Genomic DNA, 15,208 nt, shown 5'->3' on the forward strand with positions numbered 1-15,208 from the left:
TTTGATAGTTATGCGTTGGGTGCGACCGAGTCCGTTTGCGTCCGACCCAACTGCTCCGGTACGCGAGGCGGCACGGTTGAGTTAATCCTTTCCCGCTCGATCACCAAGGGTCGCTTCTGTGCATAGGTAAGGATTGCACCGACGTACTCGCCCAGTAGCCCGATAAAAAATAGCTGTACGGAAGAGAAAAAGAACAACCCGATGAGCATCGGGGCACTGCCCAGCGAGAAGCTGTTCCAGAACATCAACTTCAACACGAGATAGGTCAGCGACACACACAGGCTGATACCCGAAAGGAAGAATCCAGAGATGGTCGCGAGTCTGAGCGGCACCTTCGAGTGCGAGGTGATGCCGAGCATCGCGATGTCATACAAAGTATAGAAATTATTCTTTGAGATACCACGCTTGCGCCGCGGTTGCACGTAGGGCAACGAGACGACATCGAAGCCAATCTCACAGATCAAGCCACGGAAGTACGGATACGGGTCGTCGATTTGACGAAGGATCTCGATGACCTTGCGGTCGTAGAGCCCGAAACCCGTAAAATTCTGGATGAGCTTAACGTTCGCAATCCGTGTAACCAGACGGTAGTACATGCGACGAATGGCGAAGAAGAGTGCCGATTCCTTTGCTTCAGGCTTCACGCCGATTACGATTGGTGCGCCCGCAAGCCAGTTCTGTACAAAATCACGCATCAGCTCCGGCGGGTCCTGAAGATCCGCGACTAGCAGGATGACGGCGTCTCCCTTGGCTTGCAACAGTCCATACATCGGAGAGCGAATATGACCAAAATTTCGCGCGTTGACTATCACGCTCACGGCAGGATCAACGGCTGCGATGTCGCGCAGCTTGCTCACAGTCGTATCTGTAGACGCGTTGTCGATGAAAAGATGATCGTAGGTGACGTCCGGAATTGTCGAGAAGATACGGCGCGTTTCGCTATAAACCGCCTCAACGTTCTCCTCTTCGTTAAAACAGGGAGTGACGACCGTAATATGCTTCATGTCAAGTTGAAAACAAACCGACGATTGAGAATGAAGGCGAGCAAGCTGAGGGGGATCAGCATGATGCCGTTTGCGACGTAGACATTGGCTCCAATGCCCAACAGCAACCGTACGCCACCCAGATTGACGAGATAGATAAAACAGTAGACGCCAACGAACCTCCAGAAGCGCGACCGAGGTGCACCGTCGAAAACCAGTCGGCCTACGCTCTGAAAATTGAACAATACACCGCCGATCGTTGCAAGACCGATCGCGATCGGGTATCCGACTCCGACATATGTCAGGGCCGCGAACAATGAATAGCCAAAGGCGGTGTTAAGACCGCCAACGACCAGAAATCGGAAGAGCTGATACGCGGTCTTCGAGGCAGGTTCGCGACTCGACACAGCTACCGCCTCGGCGTCAGTACGCTCACCGTTGGTATTGGACGCTTGCATCAAGTGCCTTTCTGATCTGGTTTTCCACGGCCTCGGGGGCCAGACCGTGACTTTCCATGAGAAATGGGTAGTTACCGCACAGCATGCTGAACCGGTCCTGTATGCCTACGCGAACAAACGTTCCAAGGTATTGGCCCATCAGCGTCTCGGCAACTACGCCGCCGAGTCCGCCGTAGATCGAGTGTTCCTCAAACGTGACAATCGCTTCGCGGCCGTGTGCCAGCTTTCGCAAAGTCTCGGCCGGGAAGGGTTTCAGGCACGGCGCAGAGACTACGTCCGCATTGCCAAGTGCGGCTGCCGCCTTCTGCGCAAGCTTGACCCCTGACCCGGTGCCGATGAAAAGATAAGGCGCGTCGGTGTTGGTCAGCGGGATCAAATCACCTTTCGTCCAACTGGTGAGAGGAGCAGTATGGACGTCTCCGAGATCGGCCTTGCCCATGCGAAGATATGCCGGACCGGGATTGCGGAAGATGTGCTCCGCACAAGCCGTCAATTCGAACCGGTCTCCGGGCGAATAGATGGAGATCTGCGGTACCGCGCGAAGCGCGGCAATATCTTCGGTACTTTGATGGCTCGCTCCGAGCTGCGCATAGACAACGCCCGCGCCGTCGCCAATGAAGGTGACGGGCAACTCTTCGTAGCAAACGTCGATCTTGATCTGTTCGAGCACGCGAATGGGTACGAATGCGGCAAGACCGTAAACGATAGGGCGGAAGCCCGCCTTCGCAAGCCCAGCTGCGACACCGACCATATTCTGCTCAGCGATACCGCAATTCAGATACTGATCAGGGCAGGCTTTCCGAAAGGGGTCGAAGAGTGCGTATCCATGGTCGCCCGTCAACAGGAGCACCTTGGGATCTTTTCTCGCGGCGGCGACCAGCGCGTTCGAAAATGCGTCTCTCATGCCTTGGCTCCAAGTTCCGCAACGGCAGCCTGGTAGGTTTGGGGATTGAGCCGCGTATAGTGCCAGATGTTGTCGTGTTCCATGAACGACACGCCTTTCCCCTTGATCGTTTTCGCGACCAACGCCTTAGGCCGTCCATTCTTGCGGGCTTTTAAACTCTCATAGGCGCTATCGATCGCTGCCTCGTCGTGGCCGTCGATAGTCACGGCGTCGAAGTCGAATGCGGCGAACTTTGCCTCAATGTCGCCAAGGCTCATGACCTCGTCGGTCGTTCCCATAGCCTGATAGCCGTTTACGTCGACTATAACCACCAGATTGTCGAGCTTGAACTGCGCGGCGAACAGCGCTGCCTCCCAGATCGCGCCTTCGTTCAACTCGCCGTCGCCGACGAGCGCGTAGCACATTTGATCCGTCTTGTTCATCTTCGCGCCTAGCGCGAGACCAACGCCAACCGACAACCCGTGCCCAAGCGAACCGGCGGTAACCTCGACGCCTGGTACGTGAGCATCGGCCAAGCCTTTAAGGCGCGTTCCGTTCCCGAAGTAATGAGCAATTTCATCGTCCGGCAACCAGCCGATTTCATGAAGGCAAGCGTATTGCGCCATGACGCCATGCCCCTTGCTCAATACCATGTAATCGCGGCTCGCGGAGTGCGGGTCATTCCTGTCGAAGCGCAAGTGATTCCGATAGAGCACCGCAAGAAGCTCCACAATCGAAAATGCGCAACCAATATGAACTGTCGAACCCGCAAACGCCATATCGAGGATGGTTTTGCGGACGCGAAGTGCGTCGAATTTTTTCATGCCGTGACCGCCGAGCGGTTCCAGTTGATCGTCTTGGACAGGGCCAGTTCTAGCGGGGTGTATTCGTCAACGTTGAGCGCTTCGCGCGCCTTTGCCGTATCCGGTACATATCGCGGCGCTGGACCGGCTTGGGCGGGGGCGGCAGGCACGGCCACAGCGGTTGACCCGCACAGGCGTTCGACCGCCCTGGCGAGATCGATAATCGAAATCTCGCGTTCGGACCCAACGTTGTAGGCCTGGCCGCGCCCGCCGGACAAAAGCATGCGCAAAAGCCATACGCAAGCGTCGGCCATATAGAGATAGCTGCGGAGCGGCCGCCCGTCGCCCTTGATCGCAATTTGCCGTCCGGCTAGCGCATCGCGAATGAAGTTGCCTGCTGCGAATGGTCCATCAAGGGGAATGGCTGGTCCCAAAAGCGCGTAGATTCGCGCGATAGAGACGTTCAGATCGCCGTGTTGCGCGTAAGCCGACGCGAGCCATTCGGCGGCACGCTTGCTTTGTCCATAGGCAGTGTTTACATCGAGTGGATCAGGCGCACCCGCGAAGGTCTCTGGAGTACGTGCAAGCGTTGCGGGCTGCGCGCCATAGACGGCGCCGCTCGATGTCAGAAGAAAATGTGACGCTTGATTCGCCTGCGCGCAGTCCAGTACTTTCCGGGTGCCGAGTACGCCTGTATCGAAAGCTCGCAGTGCGTCGCCGGTTTTCGTCGGGTCGGCCACGTCCGTTGCCGCATGGATGCAAAGGTCGAATGCCCCGACATCAGCTTCATCGAAGTCCAGGACGTCGCCCTTGATCAGGTTCACACCCGGGGCATTGAAAAGATGGGGCGCCTGCTCGCGAGCCCTCTGGGGATCGCGACTCAACGCGACGATCTCGATCCGGCTTCCGTGCACGCTGTTGGCATGCTGCACGACTTCGAGCAGCCACGACCCGATGAAGCCAGTCCCACCGGTAATGAAAAGCCGCGCCCGATCGAACGTAGACCAGACCTCTGTGGTTCTGTCTACGACCAGATCGAGATCTTCCTGCGGCAGCGGCTTTCGCATGGCTTCAACTATCAGAAATTGACGCCGAGGAACGTCTCGAGTTTTTCGACGATGAAGTCGAGCATGTCGCGACTCAGTCCCGGGTACACGCCGACCCAGAATGTCTGGTTCATGACGATGTCGGTATTGGTCAGCTCGCCGCTTACGCGATATTCCCGGCCGATCATGTACGGCTGGCGCGTGAGATTGCCTGCGAACAGCAACCGCGTGCCGATCTTGTTCTGATCGAGATAGGCGAGCAGGTCGACACGACGGAATTCAGCTTCCGGCTTGAGCGTAATCGGGAACCCAAACCATGACGGATCGGAATTCGGTGTTGCGTGCGGCAGAATCAGGAAGTCCTTGCAACTTTGCAGACGATCGTGCAGATAGGCGAAGTTGTCGCGTCGCGCCTGCACAAAACCTTCGAGTCGATCCATTTGCGCAAGCGCACACGCCGCCTGCATGTCGGTGATCTTGAGGTTGTAGCCGAGATGCGAATACGTGTACTTGTGGTCATAGCCTTCTGGCAGATTACCCAGTTTCCAGCAAAAGCGTTTGCCGCACGTATTGTCCTTGCCTGGCGCGCAGTAGCAATCCCGACCCCAGTCACGGAATGACTCGGCGATGAGCTTGAGATCGGGGTTATTGGTGAACACGGCGCCGCCTTCACCCATCGTGATGTGATGCGCGGGGTAAAAACTGAGGGTGCCGATATCGCCGAAGGTGCCGACCAACTGACCGTTGTAGGTCGCGCCAAGGGCGTCGCAGCAGTCTTCGATCAGCCAGAGATTGTGCTTTTTGCACAATGCAACGATGACTTCGAGGTTGTATGGATTGCCAAGCGTATGCGCGAGCATGATCGCTTTTGTCTTCGGCGAAATCGCAGCTTCGATCTTCGTCGCGTCGATGTTGTACGTACCCAGTTCCACGTCGACGAAAACAGGCACTGCGCCGAACTGGAGAATCGGGTTGACCGTAGTAGGGAAGCCTGCCGCAACGCCAATCACTTCGTCGCCCGGCTTGATTGCACGGTCGCCGAGCCGGGGCGACGTCAGTGTCGAGAACGCCACGAGATTGGCTGACGAACCGGAGTTCACGGTGATCAGGTAGTTAACGCCGAGAAATGCAGCGAGTTTCTTTTCGAACTCGTCATTGAAGCGACCTGTCGTCAACCAGCCGTCGAGCGACGCCTCGACCATGAGTTCCATCTCGCGCGCGCCGATCACCTTGCCGGAAGGCGGGACGACGGTCTGGCCAGGCTCGAACTCGGGCCGTTGAGTTGCCAGCGTGCCGTATTGCTGCACGAGCTGGATGATTTGTTCGCGGAGTTGATCTTTGTTCATGATCGGTAGACTTAAGATTGAGTGTATTCGTCGATTTGGGCGAGCGTAACGGCCCTCATGTCCTCTTGGCGCGCGGCTGCCTTGTACCAGGCAACGATGTTGTCAAGGGTGTGGCCGAGATCCCACCGTGGCCGCCAGCCCAGACGGGCGTGCGCTTTCGAGCAATCGAGCTTGAGATAGGTAGCCTCATGGGGATGATCGCCATTGTCGAGCACCCAGCGTGCGTTATCGCCCCACTGTGAGGTGAGTCGTTCGACAATGGCCTGCACGGGCTGCGCGTCAGAATCATTGGGGCCGAAGTTCCAGGCGTCTGCGTGGCGCGTACCTTCGGTGTACAGGCTCTCCGCCAGCACAAGGTAGCCGCTGAGCGGTTCGAGCACGTGTTGCCATGGACGGATCGCGTGTGGATTACGGATGTTGACCGTTTCCCCGCTGGCAATTGCACGCATGATGTCCGGTATGAGCCGGTCCGCCGCCCAGTCTCCGCCTCCGATGACATTGCCGGCACGGGCGCTTGCGACCGCGACACCATGTTTCGGATAGGCCGACGGATTAAAGAACGAGTTGCGATACGCAGCGGTAACGAGTTCAGCGCAGCCCTTGCTGCTGCTGTATGGGTCATAGCCGCCCATCGCTTCGTTTTCGCGGTATCCCCAATCCCACTCACGGTTTTCATAGCACTTGTCCGTGGTGACGATCACGACAGATCGCACGCCCTGTACCTGGCGGATGGCGTCAAGCACGTGGACCGTGCCGAGTACGTTCGTCTCGTACGTTTCGACAGGGTTGACGTAGGATTCCCGTACGAGCGGTTGCGCCGCCATATGGATGACGATCTCGGGGGCTGCCGCCCTGATCGCGTTCGTCAGCTTGTCGCGATTGCGGATGTCGCCGATGATCGACTCAATACCGTCACCGACACGCGCGAGTGAGAACAGATTTGGGGACGTTTCAGGCGCAAGCGAATACCCTGTAACGCTCGCACCAAGAGCCTGCAGCCAGAGCGTCAGCCAGCTGCCCTTGAAACCGGTGTGCCCGGTAAGAAAAACCTTCTTGCCGCGCCAGAACGAACTGTCCTTCATTCCCATACCTTCCACGGCGCCTTGCCGGATTGCCAAAGTTCTTCGAGATGCGTCTTGTCCCTCAACGTGTCCATCGGCTGCCAAAAGCCTTCATGTTCGAAGGCCGACAACTGCCCCTGATTCGCGAGTTGTTCGAGCGGTTCGCGCTCCCATACACATTCATCGTTCGGAATAAGATCGATAACCCTCGGCGACAACACGAAAAAGCCGCCGTTGATCATTCCGCCATCGCCCTTGGGCTTTTCCTTGAACGAACTGACTTTGCTGTTCTGAATGTCGAGTGCACCGAACCGACCTGGCGGGTACGTAGCGGTGAGCGTTGCGAGTGTGCCGCGTTGTTTGTGATAGTCGGTGAGCGACGTGATGTTGATATTGCCAAGCCCGTCGCCGTATGTGAAGCAAAACGCTTCCTCGTCTTTAACGAAGTCCTTTACGCGACGCAGACGTCCACCCGTCATCGTCGACTCGCCAGTATCGACCAGCGTTACCTTCCAGGGCTCGGCGTATTGCTGGTGAACCTGCATTTCGTTCGTACGCATGTCGAACGTGACGTCCGACGTATGAAGAAAGTAGTTCGCGAAATATTCCTTGATTACATAGCCTTTGTAACCGCAACAGATCACGAAGTCGTTGACACCATATGCCGAATAGATCTTCATGATGTGCCAAAGAATCGGCTTTCCGCCGATCTCGATCATTGGCTTCGGGCGATTGACCGTGTCCTCGGAAATTCGGGTTCCAAGTCCGCCTGCGAGAATTACAGCTTTCATCGAAATCCTGTTGGGTGCGCTCTAGGTTAAGACAAGCAATGATCGGGCCGGCGGAAGCTGGCGGCAGACGCCTCCGGAGCGCCGCTAGAGTTGGCAATGCGCAGCGATCCTGCCGCAGTCCGCCGAGAGCGCACGCGCGCTCCAAGTCACGGCATTGCGGGTACTTACATTAGAAATCTTCAGTAATGTTCTCGCCGGAATCCGCGCATTATAGTGTAAGGGGGGCATTGACGATGGGCGTGGGGAAGGCGCCCGCCGAACATGCCGCTGCGTGCGGCGGGCAGCCTGTTTCTTCAGTCCGCCGACAAGATCAATCGCTGATAGAGATCGACATAACTGTCGACCATCTTCTTCGCGGTGAAATTCTCTTTGAAGCGTGCACGCGCGCTGACGCCAAGATCGGCCGCGAGGGCACTGTCGTTCCAAAGCTTTCCCAACGCGCTCGCGCCAGTACCGTAGCTTCTCGTCCGTAGGCACCGCATACGTGGATTCATCAAGGCCTATCGGAATCACTTCAACTTTCTCGCGATACCGCTGCAACACATCGCTTGTCGCGAGGTAGTTAGGCGACGTCGCAACAATTCTGTCGACGCTGGCGAGAAACCGGTCCCGCAACGGTCGATAGAACTGCAGCAGCACCTTCTGCCGCACGATGTCCGAGTGGTATGTCACCACCGTCGGCTTGCGCACGCGCGTGGCTAAATGATCCACGTCCGCGAACGGCCACGGTAGTGAATCAGGTCGGCGTGCCGTGCAAGTTGGCTGAAATGCCGGAATGCCGCCATGGGGAATGCCGACGATGCAATCTCCACATCGAGTTTCGCGCGATGATGAATGTGGTCGCCAAAATCGACACTTGTCGTATCGTTGCTGACCGTGAGCACCTCGCTCGTGACGCCCCGTTTAGCCGCACCAGAACATATCTGGCCGATCGGTTCCTCAACGCCGCCCATCGAATCCGGCTTGTAGGAAATGTAGAACGCGCATGGATCCGGCTGGGTGGTGTTGTCCGGCTACACGGATCACCGTGTGGAAAGGGCGGGGAGCCCATCCTGGAGCATGAGTCGGAGTGGGCCGGGAACCGCGTCGCGGCTCCCGAGGCATGCGCCCTGGGGCTCAGGTAGCCGGGGCGCGTCCGTAGACATCCTCGAACCGGACGATATCGTCTTCGCCCAGATATTCGCCGCACTGAACCTCGATCAGCACGAGATTCATCACGCCCGGGTTGATCAGCCGGTGCTTGTGCCCTGCAGGAATGTAGGTGGATTCATTCGGTTGCAGCGAAATAATCTGGTCGCCATTGACGATGTCCGCGCAACCGCTCACCACGATCCAGTGCTCGCTGCGATGATGGTGCATCTGCAGGGAAAGCGACGCTCCCGGCTTGACGACAATACGCTTCATCTTGAACCGCTCGCCTTCCTCGAGCACCGTATAAGTGCCCCAGGGACGATGCACGGTGCGGTGCAGGCGATATGCGTCGTGGTTCGCGCGCTTTAGCCTCGCGACGATCTGCTTCACATCCTGTGCGCGCCCACGCTCGGCGATCAGCAACGCATCGGCCGTATCGACCACAATCAGGTCACGCACACCCACGACACCGATCACGCGTTCGTCACTACGGATGAAGCAGTTGTCGACATCGTACAGTTCTGCTTCGCCGTGAATCCGGTTGCCGCGCTCATCGGCCGGGGTAAGGTCGCTGATCGACAGCCACGACCCGATATCGCTCCAGCCGATCTCGCACGGAACGACGTTCACGTTGTCGGAGCGCTCCATAACCGCGTAGTCGATCGAGATGTCTTCTGCCTTGCCAAACTGCGCGGCATCGAGCTCGATCGCATAGCCGTCGTTCGATGTGCTTCGTTTCGCGTCGCGTACAGCGCCAAGAGCCGGCTCGGCCACGGTCGGCGCGTGACGTTCTAGCTCGGCCAGCATCGTGTCCGCTGTGAAGCAGAACATGCCGGCGTTCCAGAGGTGGCGGCCGTCCGCGACCAGCTCCTGGGCGACATGAAGTTCGGGTTTCTCGATGAAGCGGACGACCTTGTGAACGGCTTCGGCGCCTTGCAAGGGCTTCGCTTCGTATTCGATATACCCGAAGCCGGTTTCCGGCCCGGTCGGGCGAATGCCGAAAGTAACGAGCCGGCCTTCCTGAGCGGAGCGGGCTGCGTGTTGTACGGCGACGCCAAAGGCCTTTTCGTCTTCGATCAATTGATCCGCGGGCATCACCAGCATGATGGCGTCGCCGCCGTGCTGTTCGCGCACGACCTCGGCTGCCACGCCAATTGCGGCGGCTGTATTGCGCGCGGCCGGTTCGAGGATGAAGCCCAGCTGGGATACGTCGGACTCTACCTCGACGCATTCATCTTTCGTGAGGAAATACGTCTCGCGGTTCGTGACAATCACGACTTCATTCGAGTTCGCGAGCCGCGACGCACGCAGGAATGTCTTCTGGAGCAAGCTTTGCCCGTCGGCCAGTCTGAGCAGCGGTTTCGGAAAAGCCTCGCGGGAGACCGGCCACAGACGGGTGCCTGCGCCGCCGCAGATAATGACGGGAATAATATTCATTGAATCGCTCAAATTGCGCATCAGTAGCGTTGCAGACGGCGATTTTAGCGGAATTCGAAACGTCGGTCGCCTGCTTGCACACATCTCGTTACTCATGTTGCAGCGACGACTCGCATTTTTAGTCGCCTCTTGCACGATGTGGCGGTATTGTGCTGCCAATGGCCCGTGCAGCCTTGCTGGAGGCCTTCCGTGGGCAACGGGCAGGCGTACGGCGCGAGGGCGGGGCGCACTCACGGCGGTCGTCGCGCGGATGATACGAGTTCCGGTGGTATGGCCGGATCTCACGCCGCAAGCATGGTATTTGCTACGCCGTATGGGCATAATGGCGGGAATTGCCGGGCCTTACAGTTTCTTGTCTGCGTCCTCGCAAAAATATTTTTGGCGGATAGTACTCGTTCTCGCAGGGTTCTCTACGAATCGGAAACGACGTCCTTACAGATCGGCAACGACGTCCCTTTTAATTAAACCGTTCTGAACAACCTTGAGGTCCAACGGGAATGCTTCGATTCAAGTCCTCGTGGCTGTCGTTCAGCGCGTTCGCATTTGATGTCTGCGCGGTGGCAGCAGCATGGCTCGCCGCCTATTCCATCCGGTTCAACGGAGCGGTGCCGCACGAGTTCTGGCAGGGTGGGACGACAGCACTTGTATGGGTGGTGATCACCTACGCAGCGATGTTCCGCATATTCGGCCTGTATCGGGGCATGTGGGTATTCGCAAGCCTTCCGGATCTGATGCGGATATCGAAATCCGTTGCATCCGGCGCGTTGGTGGTCATGATTGGTTCGGTGATGCTGCAGCCCTCGCCGATCATTCCGCGCTCGGTGCTGTTGGTGTCACCGTTGCTGCTATTCCTGGCGATGGGCGGGGCGCGGGCGATGTATCGGGCGGCCAAGGAGTTTTACCGGTACGGCGGGCTCGTCGCGCAAGGCAAGCCCGTCATCGTGCTGGGTGCCGGGTCGGCAGGCGCGAGCCTCGCCCGGGAGTTGTCAAGGTCGAGCGAGTGGCGCCTTGTCGGCCTTCTGGACGACGATCCTGCCAAGCAGGGCCGCGAGATATACGGCTATAAAGTGCTCGGCGCAATTGGCGACCTGCAGCGCTGGGCGGAAGATCTGAGGGTTGAGGACGCAATCATCGCGATCCCTTCAGCATCGGTGGATGCGCAAAGGCGGGTTGCCACGCTGTGCGTGCGGGCTGGCGTCCGCGCGATGGTGCTGCCGGCGCTAACGACGCTGACTCAGGGGCAGGCGTTCCTTTCCCGGGTGCGCCAGATCGACCTCGAAGACCTGCTGGGCCGTGAGCCTGTCAGGATCGACATGCCGCACGTTGAGGCGCTGCTACGCGGGCGCGTGGTGATGGTGACCGGCGCGGGCGGTTCGATTGGCTCGGAGTTGTGTCGCCAGATCCTGCGTTTTGAGCCCGCCCAGCTGATCGCATTCGATCTGTCCGAGTATGCGATGTACCGGCTGACGGAGGAATTGCGCGAGCGTTTCCCTGGTCTGTCGGTGATCCCGGCGATTGGCGACGCGAAGGACTCGCTGCTGCTCGATCAGGTGCTCTCGCGCTATACGCCGCACATCCTGTTCCACGCAGCGGCCTACAAGCACGTGCCTCTGATGGAGGAGTTGAACTCGTGGCAGGCGGTCCGCAACAACGTTCTCGGCACCTATCGCGTGGCGCGAGCCGCGATTCGTCACGACGTGAAGCACTTCGTTCTGATTTCCACCGACAAGGCTGTCAATCCGACCAACGTGATGGGCGCGAGCAAGCGGCTGGCGGAGATGGCCTGTCAGGCTTTGCAGCAGACCAGCGAACGCACGCAGTTTGAAACGGTGCGCTTTGGCAACGTCCTCGGGAGCGCGGGGAGCGTGATTCCGAAGTTCCAGCAGCAGATCGCCAAGGGGGGGCCGGTGACTGTCACTCACCCCGAGATCACGCGCTTCTTCATGACCATTCCCGAGGCGTCGCAACTGGTGTTGCAGGCGTCGAGCATGGGGCGGGGAGGGGAGATCTTCATTCTGGACATGGGCGAGCCGGTGAAGATTGTGGATCTGGCGCGAGACCTGATCCGACTGTACGGATTCAGCGAGGAACAGATCCGTATCGTGTTTACCGGTCTGCGGCCGGGCGAGAAGCTTTACGAAGAGTTGCTGGCGTGCGACGAGACGACAACGCGTACGCCGCATCCCAAACTGCGAATCGCACAGGCCCGCGAAGTGCCTGACAATCTGCTCGACGAGTTGCTACCATGGCTGATGCAGCATCGGGTCCTTCCCGACGAGGAGGTCCGGCGGGATCTGCGCCGATGGGTGCCGGAATACCAGCCGACCTCGGCGCCCTCCCTGCAGAGCGTACCGGTTCTCAGACAGGCGAATCTGTCCAGTTGACGCCGGCCTCGAAATTCTCTTCCTCCTGTCGTACGATGGCGGCTTTAGCTGCCATCGTTGCCTTTGGACCTGCCGGATTCGTCTCTAAACGCCACCCGCATGACACTGCTTTTCGACCTCAACTCGCTTCGGCCACCCAGAAGCGGCATTGGCTATTACACACAACATCTGCTGGAGGGGTTGCGGGAACAGCCGGATGTTGAAGACGTTGCAGGTTGGGTCGGGTCCACCGCGTACTCGGGCACGTCACTGACAGACTTGATGACGGATCAAACCTCGCTGCAGGCGGCGGCACAGTTCAGCGATGGCCTGAAAGCGACCTTGCTGCGGAAATCGCGCGGGCTGCCTGGTCTGTACAGGATGCGCACGGTAGTGAGGCATCACGCGTCGCGTGCGCTTCGTCGTGATTTCGGCCGACGCGGATACATTTACCATGGGACCAACTTCATCGCGTCGCGTTACAACGGTCCGATGGTCGTGACAGTGCACGACCTGCCGCATCGGCGTCACCCCGAGCTCCATGCGAAGGTCGCCGTCGATTACCTCGATCATGGGCTGCCACGTACGCTTCGGCATGCACAGACGATCATTGCGGACAGCATTTATACGCGCAACGAGATTCTCGAAATATATGGCGTGCCGGAAGAGAAAGTCGTGCCGATCCATTACAGCGGGCGCCGCGCTCGAAGTGGATCCGTATTCCATTGAAGAGATCGAGGCTGGCCTTGAGCGGCTCTTGCGCGACGCGCCGTTGCGTGCGGAACTGGTTGCAAAGGGGCTGCGACGAGCGGGCGAACTGACGTGGGGCGCGACGGTTGAGCAGACCTTGAATGTTTATCGTGGACTGGCCGGCTGACGCGGGTCAGCATTTTGCGCTGGACAGGACAACTGGCGTGAGGCGTCAGGCAGGTGAGGAAAGAGGGATATGCAGATTGCTGTGAGTGGTGCAAACGGATTCGTCGGCCGCGCGCTCAGCACTCAGCTGTGCGACGCGGGTCACGACGTGATCGCGATCGTTCGACGCTCTGGAGTCTGCGAGCCGCGTGCCCGCGAATGCCTGATCGCCGACGACAATTTTGCAGGCATCGCGCACGGCAAGCCGGACATGGGCGATTGTGACGTGCTTGTTCATCTCGCCGCGCGTGTGCATGTGATGCAGGACAACGTCGCCGATCCGCTTGCCGTGTATCGAGCGGCGAATGTCGACGGAGCAATGAACGCCGCGCGCGCAGCGCTTCGCGCAGGCGCCCGCCGGCTGATATTCGTGAGCAGCGTGAAGGCATTGGGCGAAGGTGAGCCCGGCCGTCCGTGGCGCGAGGACGATCCGGCGACACCGATCGATCCCTACGGCATCTCGAAGCTCGAAGCGGAGCGGGCGTTGACAGCTTTTGGGCAAGCCAACGGCATGGAGATCGTTATCGTCAGGCCTCCTCTTGTTTACGGGCCTGGCGTGCGCGCGAACTTCGAGAGCCTGATGAAAACGATCGAACGTGGTGTTCCCTTGCCGCTCGGCGCTGTCGACGCGCGCCGCAGCATGGTCTACGTCGGCAATCTGGCCGATGCGATTCGTGTGCTGGCTACCCGGCCGGAACGGACTGAGGGTGTGTTCCATGTGACCGACGGCGAAGATCTGTCGGTTTCAGGCATGGTTCGGGCAATCGCTGCGGCCTTTGGCAAGCCGGCCCGGCTGATATCCGTTCCGGTTTCCGTGTTGCGGGCGCTCGGGCGGTTGACAGGTCGCACGGCACAGATCGAACGTCTAACCGGTCCGCTTCGCATGGAAGCCCGGCGTCTTGGCAGCGAACTCCGATGGACGCCGCCCTGGTCGGTCTCCGAAGGACTAGCGGAAACCGTGCGTGCATATCGAACTGGCGGCAGGCATGCTGAATAACCTTTATCAGCACAGCCCGTTTTCTTTACTCGCCACCGCGGCGATAGCGCTGGTTCTCTGCCTTGCCATCCTGGTAACACTGCTGCGGACGGGTTGGGCATGGGACATCGCCGTCGATATTCCTAACCAGCGTTCGTTGCATGTGCGCCCCGTACCACGCGTCGGTGGATGGGGTGTTGTGCCGGCGTCGTTGTTGTTGATTGCGTTGTGCGCGCCATCGTTGCGATGGATAGCGTTCGGGGCCGCGATACTTGCCGTGGTCTCGCAGATCGACGATCGGCGCGATCTCTCCGCCCGAGTGAGATTTGCGGCACATGTCATCGTAGTTGGCGTCGCGGTGTCGACGAGCGTCGTAGACGTGGCCTGGTGGTTCGCTGCCGTGCTTGTGGTCGCGCTGGTCTGGCTGGTCAACCTGTACAACTTCATGGACGGTTCCAATGGCCTGGCCGGAGGGATGACCGTTTTCGGTTTCGCGAGCTATGCGATTGCCGCCGCGCCGTCCCAGCCTGAACTGGCCGCGGCTGCTGCAGCCGTGGCGGGCGCCGGGCTCGGCTTCCTCGTGCTGAACTTCAATCCCGCGAGGATCTTTCTCGGCGATATGGGCTCGATCCCGCTGGGTTTCCTTGCTGGCGCCCTTGGATTCTGGGGTTGGCAGCACGAGGCATGGCCGATCTGGTTTCCCGCGCTCGTCTTTGCACCGTTTATTGCCGACGCTACCGTAACGCTGTTACGTCGCCTCGCACGTGGAGAAAAATTCTGGCAGGCGCATAGGGAGCACTACTATCAGCGCCTCGTTCAGCTGTGCGGTACTCACGTCCGTGTGGCGCTTATCTACTACTGCCTGATGCTGGCCGGGTCTGCAATCGCTCTGTTTGCGTTGCATCTGTCGACCTTGACTCAGTGGCTCGCAGTGGTGTGCTGGTACGCGGCGCTGGGGCTGGTTGGCTGGAGGATCGATTGCCTCTGGCGAAGCGCCAGTCGATCGTAACGGCAA

The 15,208-nt window shown here is 59.1% G+C and carries 16 protein-coding genes and 1 pseudogene; 5 read left to right on the plus strand and 12 right to left on the minus strand.

Annotation, left to right across the window (positions count from 1 at the left end; translation table 11 throughout):
- Positions 1–8: 8 nt before the first annotated feature.
- The 12 genes and pseudogenes from P3T23_RS23220 to P3T23_RS23275 form a co-directional block, all read right to left on the minus strand.
- Positions 9–1,004 carry a glycosyltransferase family 2 protein gene (locus P3T23_RS23220; protein WP_429318472.1) on the minus strand — a complete coding sequence of 332 codons (996 nt, stop codon included), beginning with the start codon at positions 1,002–1,004 and terminating at the stop codon, positions 9–11.
- Entirely contained in the window at positions 1,001–1,441 is a 441-nt protein-coding gene (locus P3T23_RS23225; RefSeq protein WP_429318473.1) for a GtrA family protein, read from the minus strand. The genes P3T23_RS23220 and P3T23_RS23225 overlap by 4 nt, the downstream gene beginning before the upstream one ends.
- Positions 1,416–2,345, minus strand: a complete 930-nt coding sequence (locus P3T23_RS23230; protein WP_429318474.1) for a transketolase family protein — start codon at positions 2,343–2,345, stop codon at positions 1,416–1,418. The genes P3T23_RS23225 and P3T23_RS23230 overlap by 26 nt, the downstream gene beginning before the upstream one ends.
- Positions 2,342–3,148 carry a transketolase gene (locus tag P3T23_RS23235; RefSeq protein WP_429318475.1) on the minus strand — a complete coding sequence of 269 codons (807 nt, stop codon included), beginning with the start codon at positions 3,146–3,148 and terminating at the stop codon, positions 2,342–2,344. The genes P3T23_RS23230 and P3T23_RS23235 overlap by 4 nt, the downstream gene beginning before the upstream one ends.
- Positions 3,145–4,194: an NAD-dependent epimerase/dehydratase family protein gene (locus P3T23_RS23240; RefSeq protein ID WP_429318476.1), complete on the minus strand. Its 1,050-nt coding sequence runs from the start codon at positions 4,192–4,194 to the stop codon at positions 3,145–3,147. The genes P3T23_RS23235 and P3T23_RS23240 overlap by 4 nt, the downstream gene beginning before the upstream one ends.
- Positions 4,195–4,205: 11 nt before the next feature.
- Positions 4,206–5,519, minus strand: coding sequence for a lipopolysaccharide biosynthesis protein RfbH (gene rfbH, locus P3T23_RS23245; protein ID WP_429318477.1), 1,314 nt, complete (start codon positions 5,517–5,519; stop codon positions 4,206–4,208).
- 11 nt (positions 5,520–5,530) lie between these two features.
- Positions 5,531–6,601: a CDP-glucose 4,6-dehydratase gene (gene rfbG / locus P3T23_RS23250; protein ID WP_429318478.1), complete on the minus strand. Its 1,071-nt coding sequence runs from the start codon at positions 6,599–6,601 to the stop codon at positions 5,531–5,533.
- The gene (gene rfbF, locus P3T23_RS23255; RefSeq protein ID WP_429318479.1) at positions 6,598–7,371 is read right to left on the minus strand and encodes a glucose-1-phosphate cytidylyltransferase; all 774 of its coding nucleotides are present in this window, start codon (positions 7,369–7,371) and stop codon (positions 6,598–6,600) included. The genes rfbG and rfbF overlap by 4 nt, the downstream gene beginning before the upstream one ends.
- 293 nt (positions 7,372–7,664) lie before the next feature.
- Complete coding sequence (locus tag P3T23_RS23260; RefSeq protein ID WP_429318635.1) at positions 7,665–7,808, minus strand: hypothetical protein; 144 nt, start codon at positions 7,806–7,808, stop codon at positions 7,665–7,667.
- Positions 7,809–7,920: 112 nt separating this feature from the next.
- Positions 7,921–8,082: pseudogene (locus P3T23_RS23265) on the minus strand (glycosyl transferase family 1); the annotation flags it as partial.
- Positions 8,070–8,324, minus strand: a complete 255-nt coding sequence (locus P3T23_RS23270) for a hypothetical protein (RefSeq protein ID WP_429318480.1) — start codon at positions 8,322–8,324, stop codon at positions 8,070–8,072. The pseudogene P3T23_RS23265 and the gene P3T23_RS23270, both read right to left, overlap by 13 nt.
- Positions 8,325–8,487: 163 nt before the next feature.
- Positions 8,488–9,939, minus strand: a complete 1,452-nt coding sequence (locus P3T23_RS23275; protein ID WP_429318481.1) for a mannose-1-phosphate guanylyltransferase/mannose-6-phosphate isomerase — start codon at positions 9,937–9,939, stop codon at positions 8,488–8,490.
- A 497-nt stretch (positions 9,940–10,436) separates the two neighbouring features.
- On the opposite strand from P3T23_RS23275, the gene P3T23_RS23280 reads away from it, so the two are divergent.
- The 5 genes from P3T23_RS23280 to P3T23_RS23300 all read left to right on the plus strand — a co-directional run bounded on the left by P3T23_RS23280 (position 10,437) and on the right by P3T23_RS23300 (position 15,202).
- Entirely contained in the window at positions 10,437–12,323 is a 1,887-nt protein-coding gene (locus P3T23_RS23280) for a polysaccharide biosynthesis protein (RefSeq protein ID WP_429318482.1), read from the plus strand.
- Between the two features lie 99 nt (positions 12,324–12,422).
- Complete coding sequence (locus P3T23_RS23285; RefSeq protein ID WP_429318483.1) at positions 12,423–13,031, plus strand: glycosyltransferase; 609 nt, start codon at positions 12,423–12,425, stop codon at positions 13,029–13,031.
- A complete protein-coding gene (locus P3T23_RS23290; protein ID WP_429318484.1) occupies positions 13,012–13,179 on the plus strand; it encodes a hypothetical protein in 168 nt (55 codons plus the stop codon). Before P3T23_RS23285 ends, P3T23_RS23290 begins: the two co-directional genes overlap by 20 nt.
- A gap of 69 nt (positions 13,180–13,248) precedes the next feature.
- Positions 13,249–14,214 carry an NAD-dependent epimerase/dehydratase family protein gene (locus tag P3T23_RS23295; RefSeq protein WP_429318485.1) on the plus strand — a complete coding sequence of 322 codons (966 nt, stop codon included), beginning with the start codon at positions 13,249–13,251 and terminating at the stop codon, positions 14,212–14,214.
- Positions 14,204–15,202 carry an MraY family glycosyltransferase gene (locus tag P3T23_RS23300; RefSeq protein ID WP_429318620.1) on the plus strand — a complete coding sequence of 333 codons (999 nt, stop codon included), beginning with the start codon at positions 14,204–14,206 and terminating at the stop codon, positions 15,200–15,202. Before P3T23_RS23295 ends, P3T23_RS23300 begins: the two co-directional genes overlap by 11 nt.
- Positions 15,203–15,208: the final 6 nt, after the last annotated feature.

It is taken from the genome of Paraburkholderia sp. GAS448 (assembly GCF_050435685.1).
Taxonomy (GTDB): Bacteria; Pseudomonadota; Gammaproteobacteria; order Burkholderiales; family Burkholderiaceae; genus Paraburkholderia.

What these genes read in the sequence shown, in the direction of transcription:
- rfbG (WP_429318478.1), bottom strand. Translation starts at nt 6,601, where the DNA reads ATGAAGGACAGTTCGTTCTGGCGCGGCAAGAAGGTTTTTCTTACCGGG.
- rfbH (WP_429318477.1), bottom strand. Translation starts at nt 5,519, where the DNA reads ATGAACAAAGATCAACTCCGCGAACAAATCATCCAGCTCGTGCAGCAA.
- P3T23_RS23295 (WP_429318485.1), top strand. Translation starts at nt 13,249, where the DNA reads ATGCAGATTGCTGTGAGTGGTGCAAACGGATTCGTCGGCCGCGCGCTC.
- P3T23_RS23270 (WP_429318480.1), bottom strand. Translation starts at nt 8,324, where the DNA reads ATGGGCGGCGTTGAGGAACCGATCGGCCAGATATGTTCTGGTGCGGCT.
- P3T23_RS23235 (WP_429318475.1), bottom strand. Translation starts at nt 3,148, where the DNA reads ATGAAAAAATTCGACGCACTTCGCGTCCGCAAAACCATCCTCGATATG.
- P3T23_RS23240 (WP_429318476.1), bottom strand. Translation starts at nt 4,194, where the DNA reads ATGCGAAAGCCGCTGCCGCAGGAAGATCTCGATCTGGTCGTAGACAGA.
- rfbF (WP_429318479.1), bottom strand. Translation starts at nt 7,371, where the DNA reads ATGAAAGCTGTAATTCTCGCAGGCGGACTTGGAACCCGAATTTCCGAG.
- P3T23_RS23285 (WP_429318483.1), top strand. Translation starts at nt 12,423, where the DNA reads ATGACACTGCTTTTCGACCTCAACTCGCTTCGGCCACCCAGAAGCGGC.
- P3T23_RS23275 (WP_429318481.1), bottom strand. Translation starts at nt 9,939, where the DNA reads ATGAATATTATTCCCGTCATTATCTGCGGCGGCGCAGGCACCCGTCTG.
- P3T23_RS23230 (WP_429318474.1), bottom strand. Translation starts at nt 2,345, where the DNA reads ATGAGAGACGCATTTTCGAACGCGCTGGTCGCCGCCGCGAGAAAAGAT.
- P3T23_RS23300 (WP_429318620.1), top strand. Translation starts at nt 14,204, where the DNA reads ATGCTGAATAACCTTTATCAGCACAGCCCGTTTTCTTTACTCGCCACC.
- P3T23_RS23220 (WP_429318472.1), bottom strand. Translation starts at nt 1,004, where the DNA reads ATGAAGCATATTACGGTCGTCACTCCCTGTTTTAACGAAGAGGAGAAC.
- P3T23_RS23225 (WP_429318473.1), bottom strand. Translation starts at nt 1,441, where the DNA reads ATGCAAGCGTCCAATACCAACGGTGAGCGTACTGACGCCGAGGCGGTA.
- P3T23_RS23280 (WP_429318482.1), top strand. Translation starts at nt 10,437, where the DNA reads ATGCTTCGATTCAAGTCCTCGTGGCTGTCGTTCAGCGCGTTCGCATTT.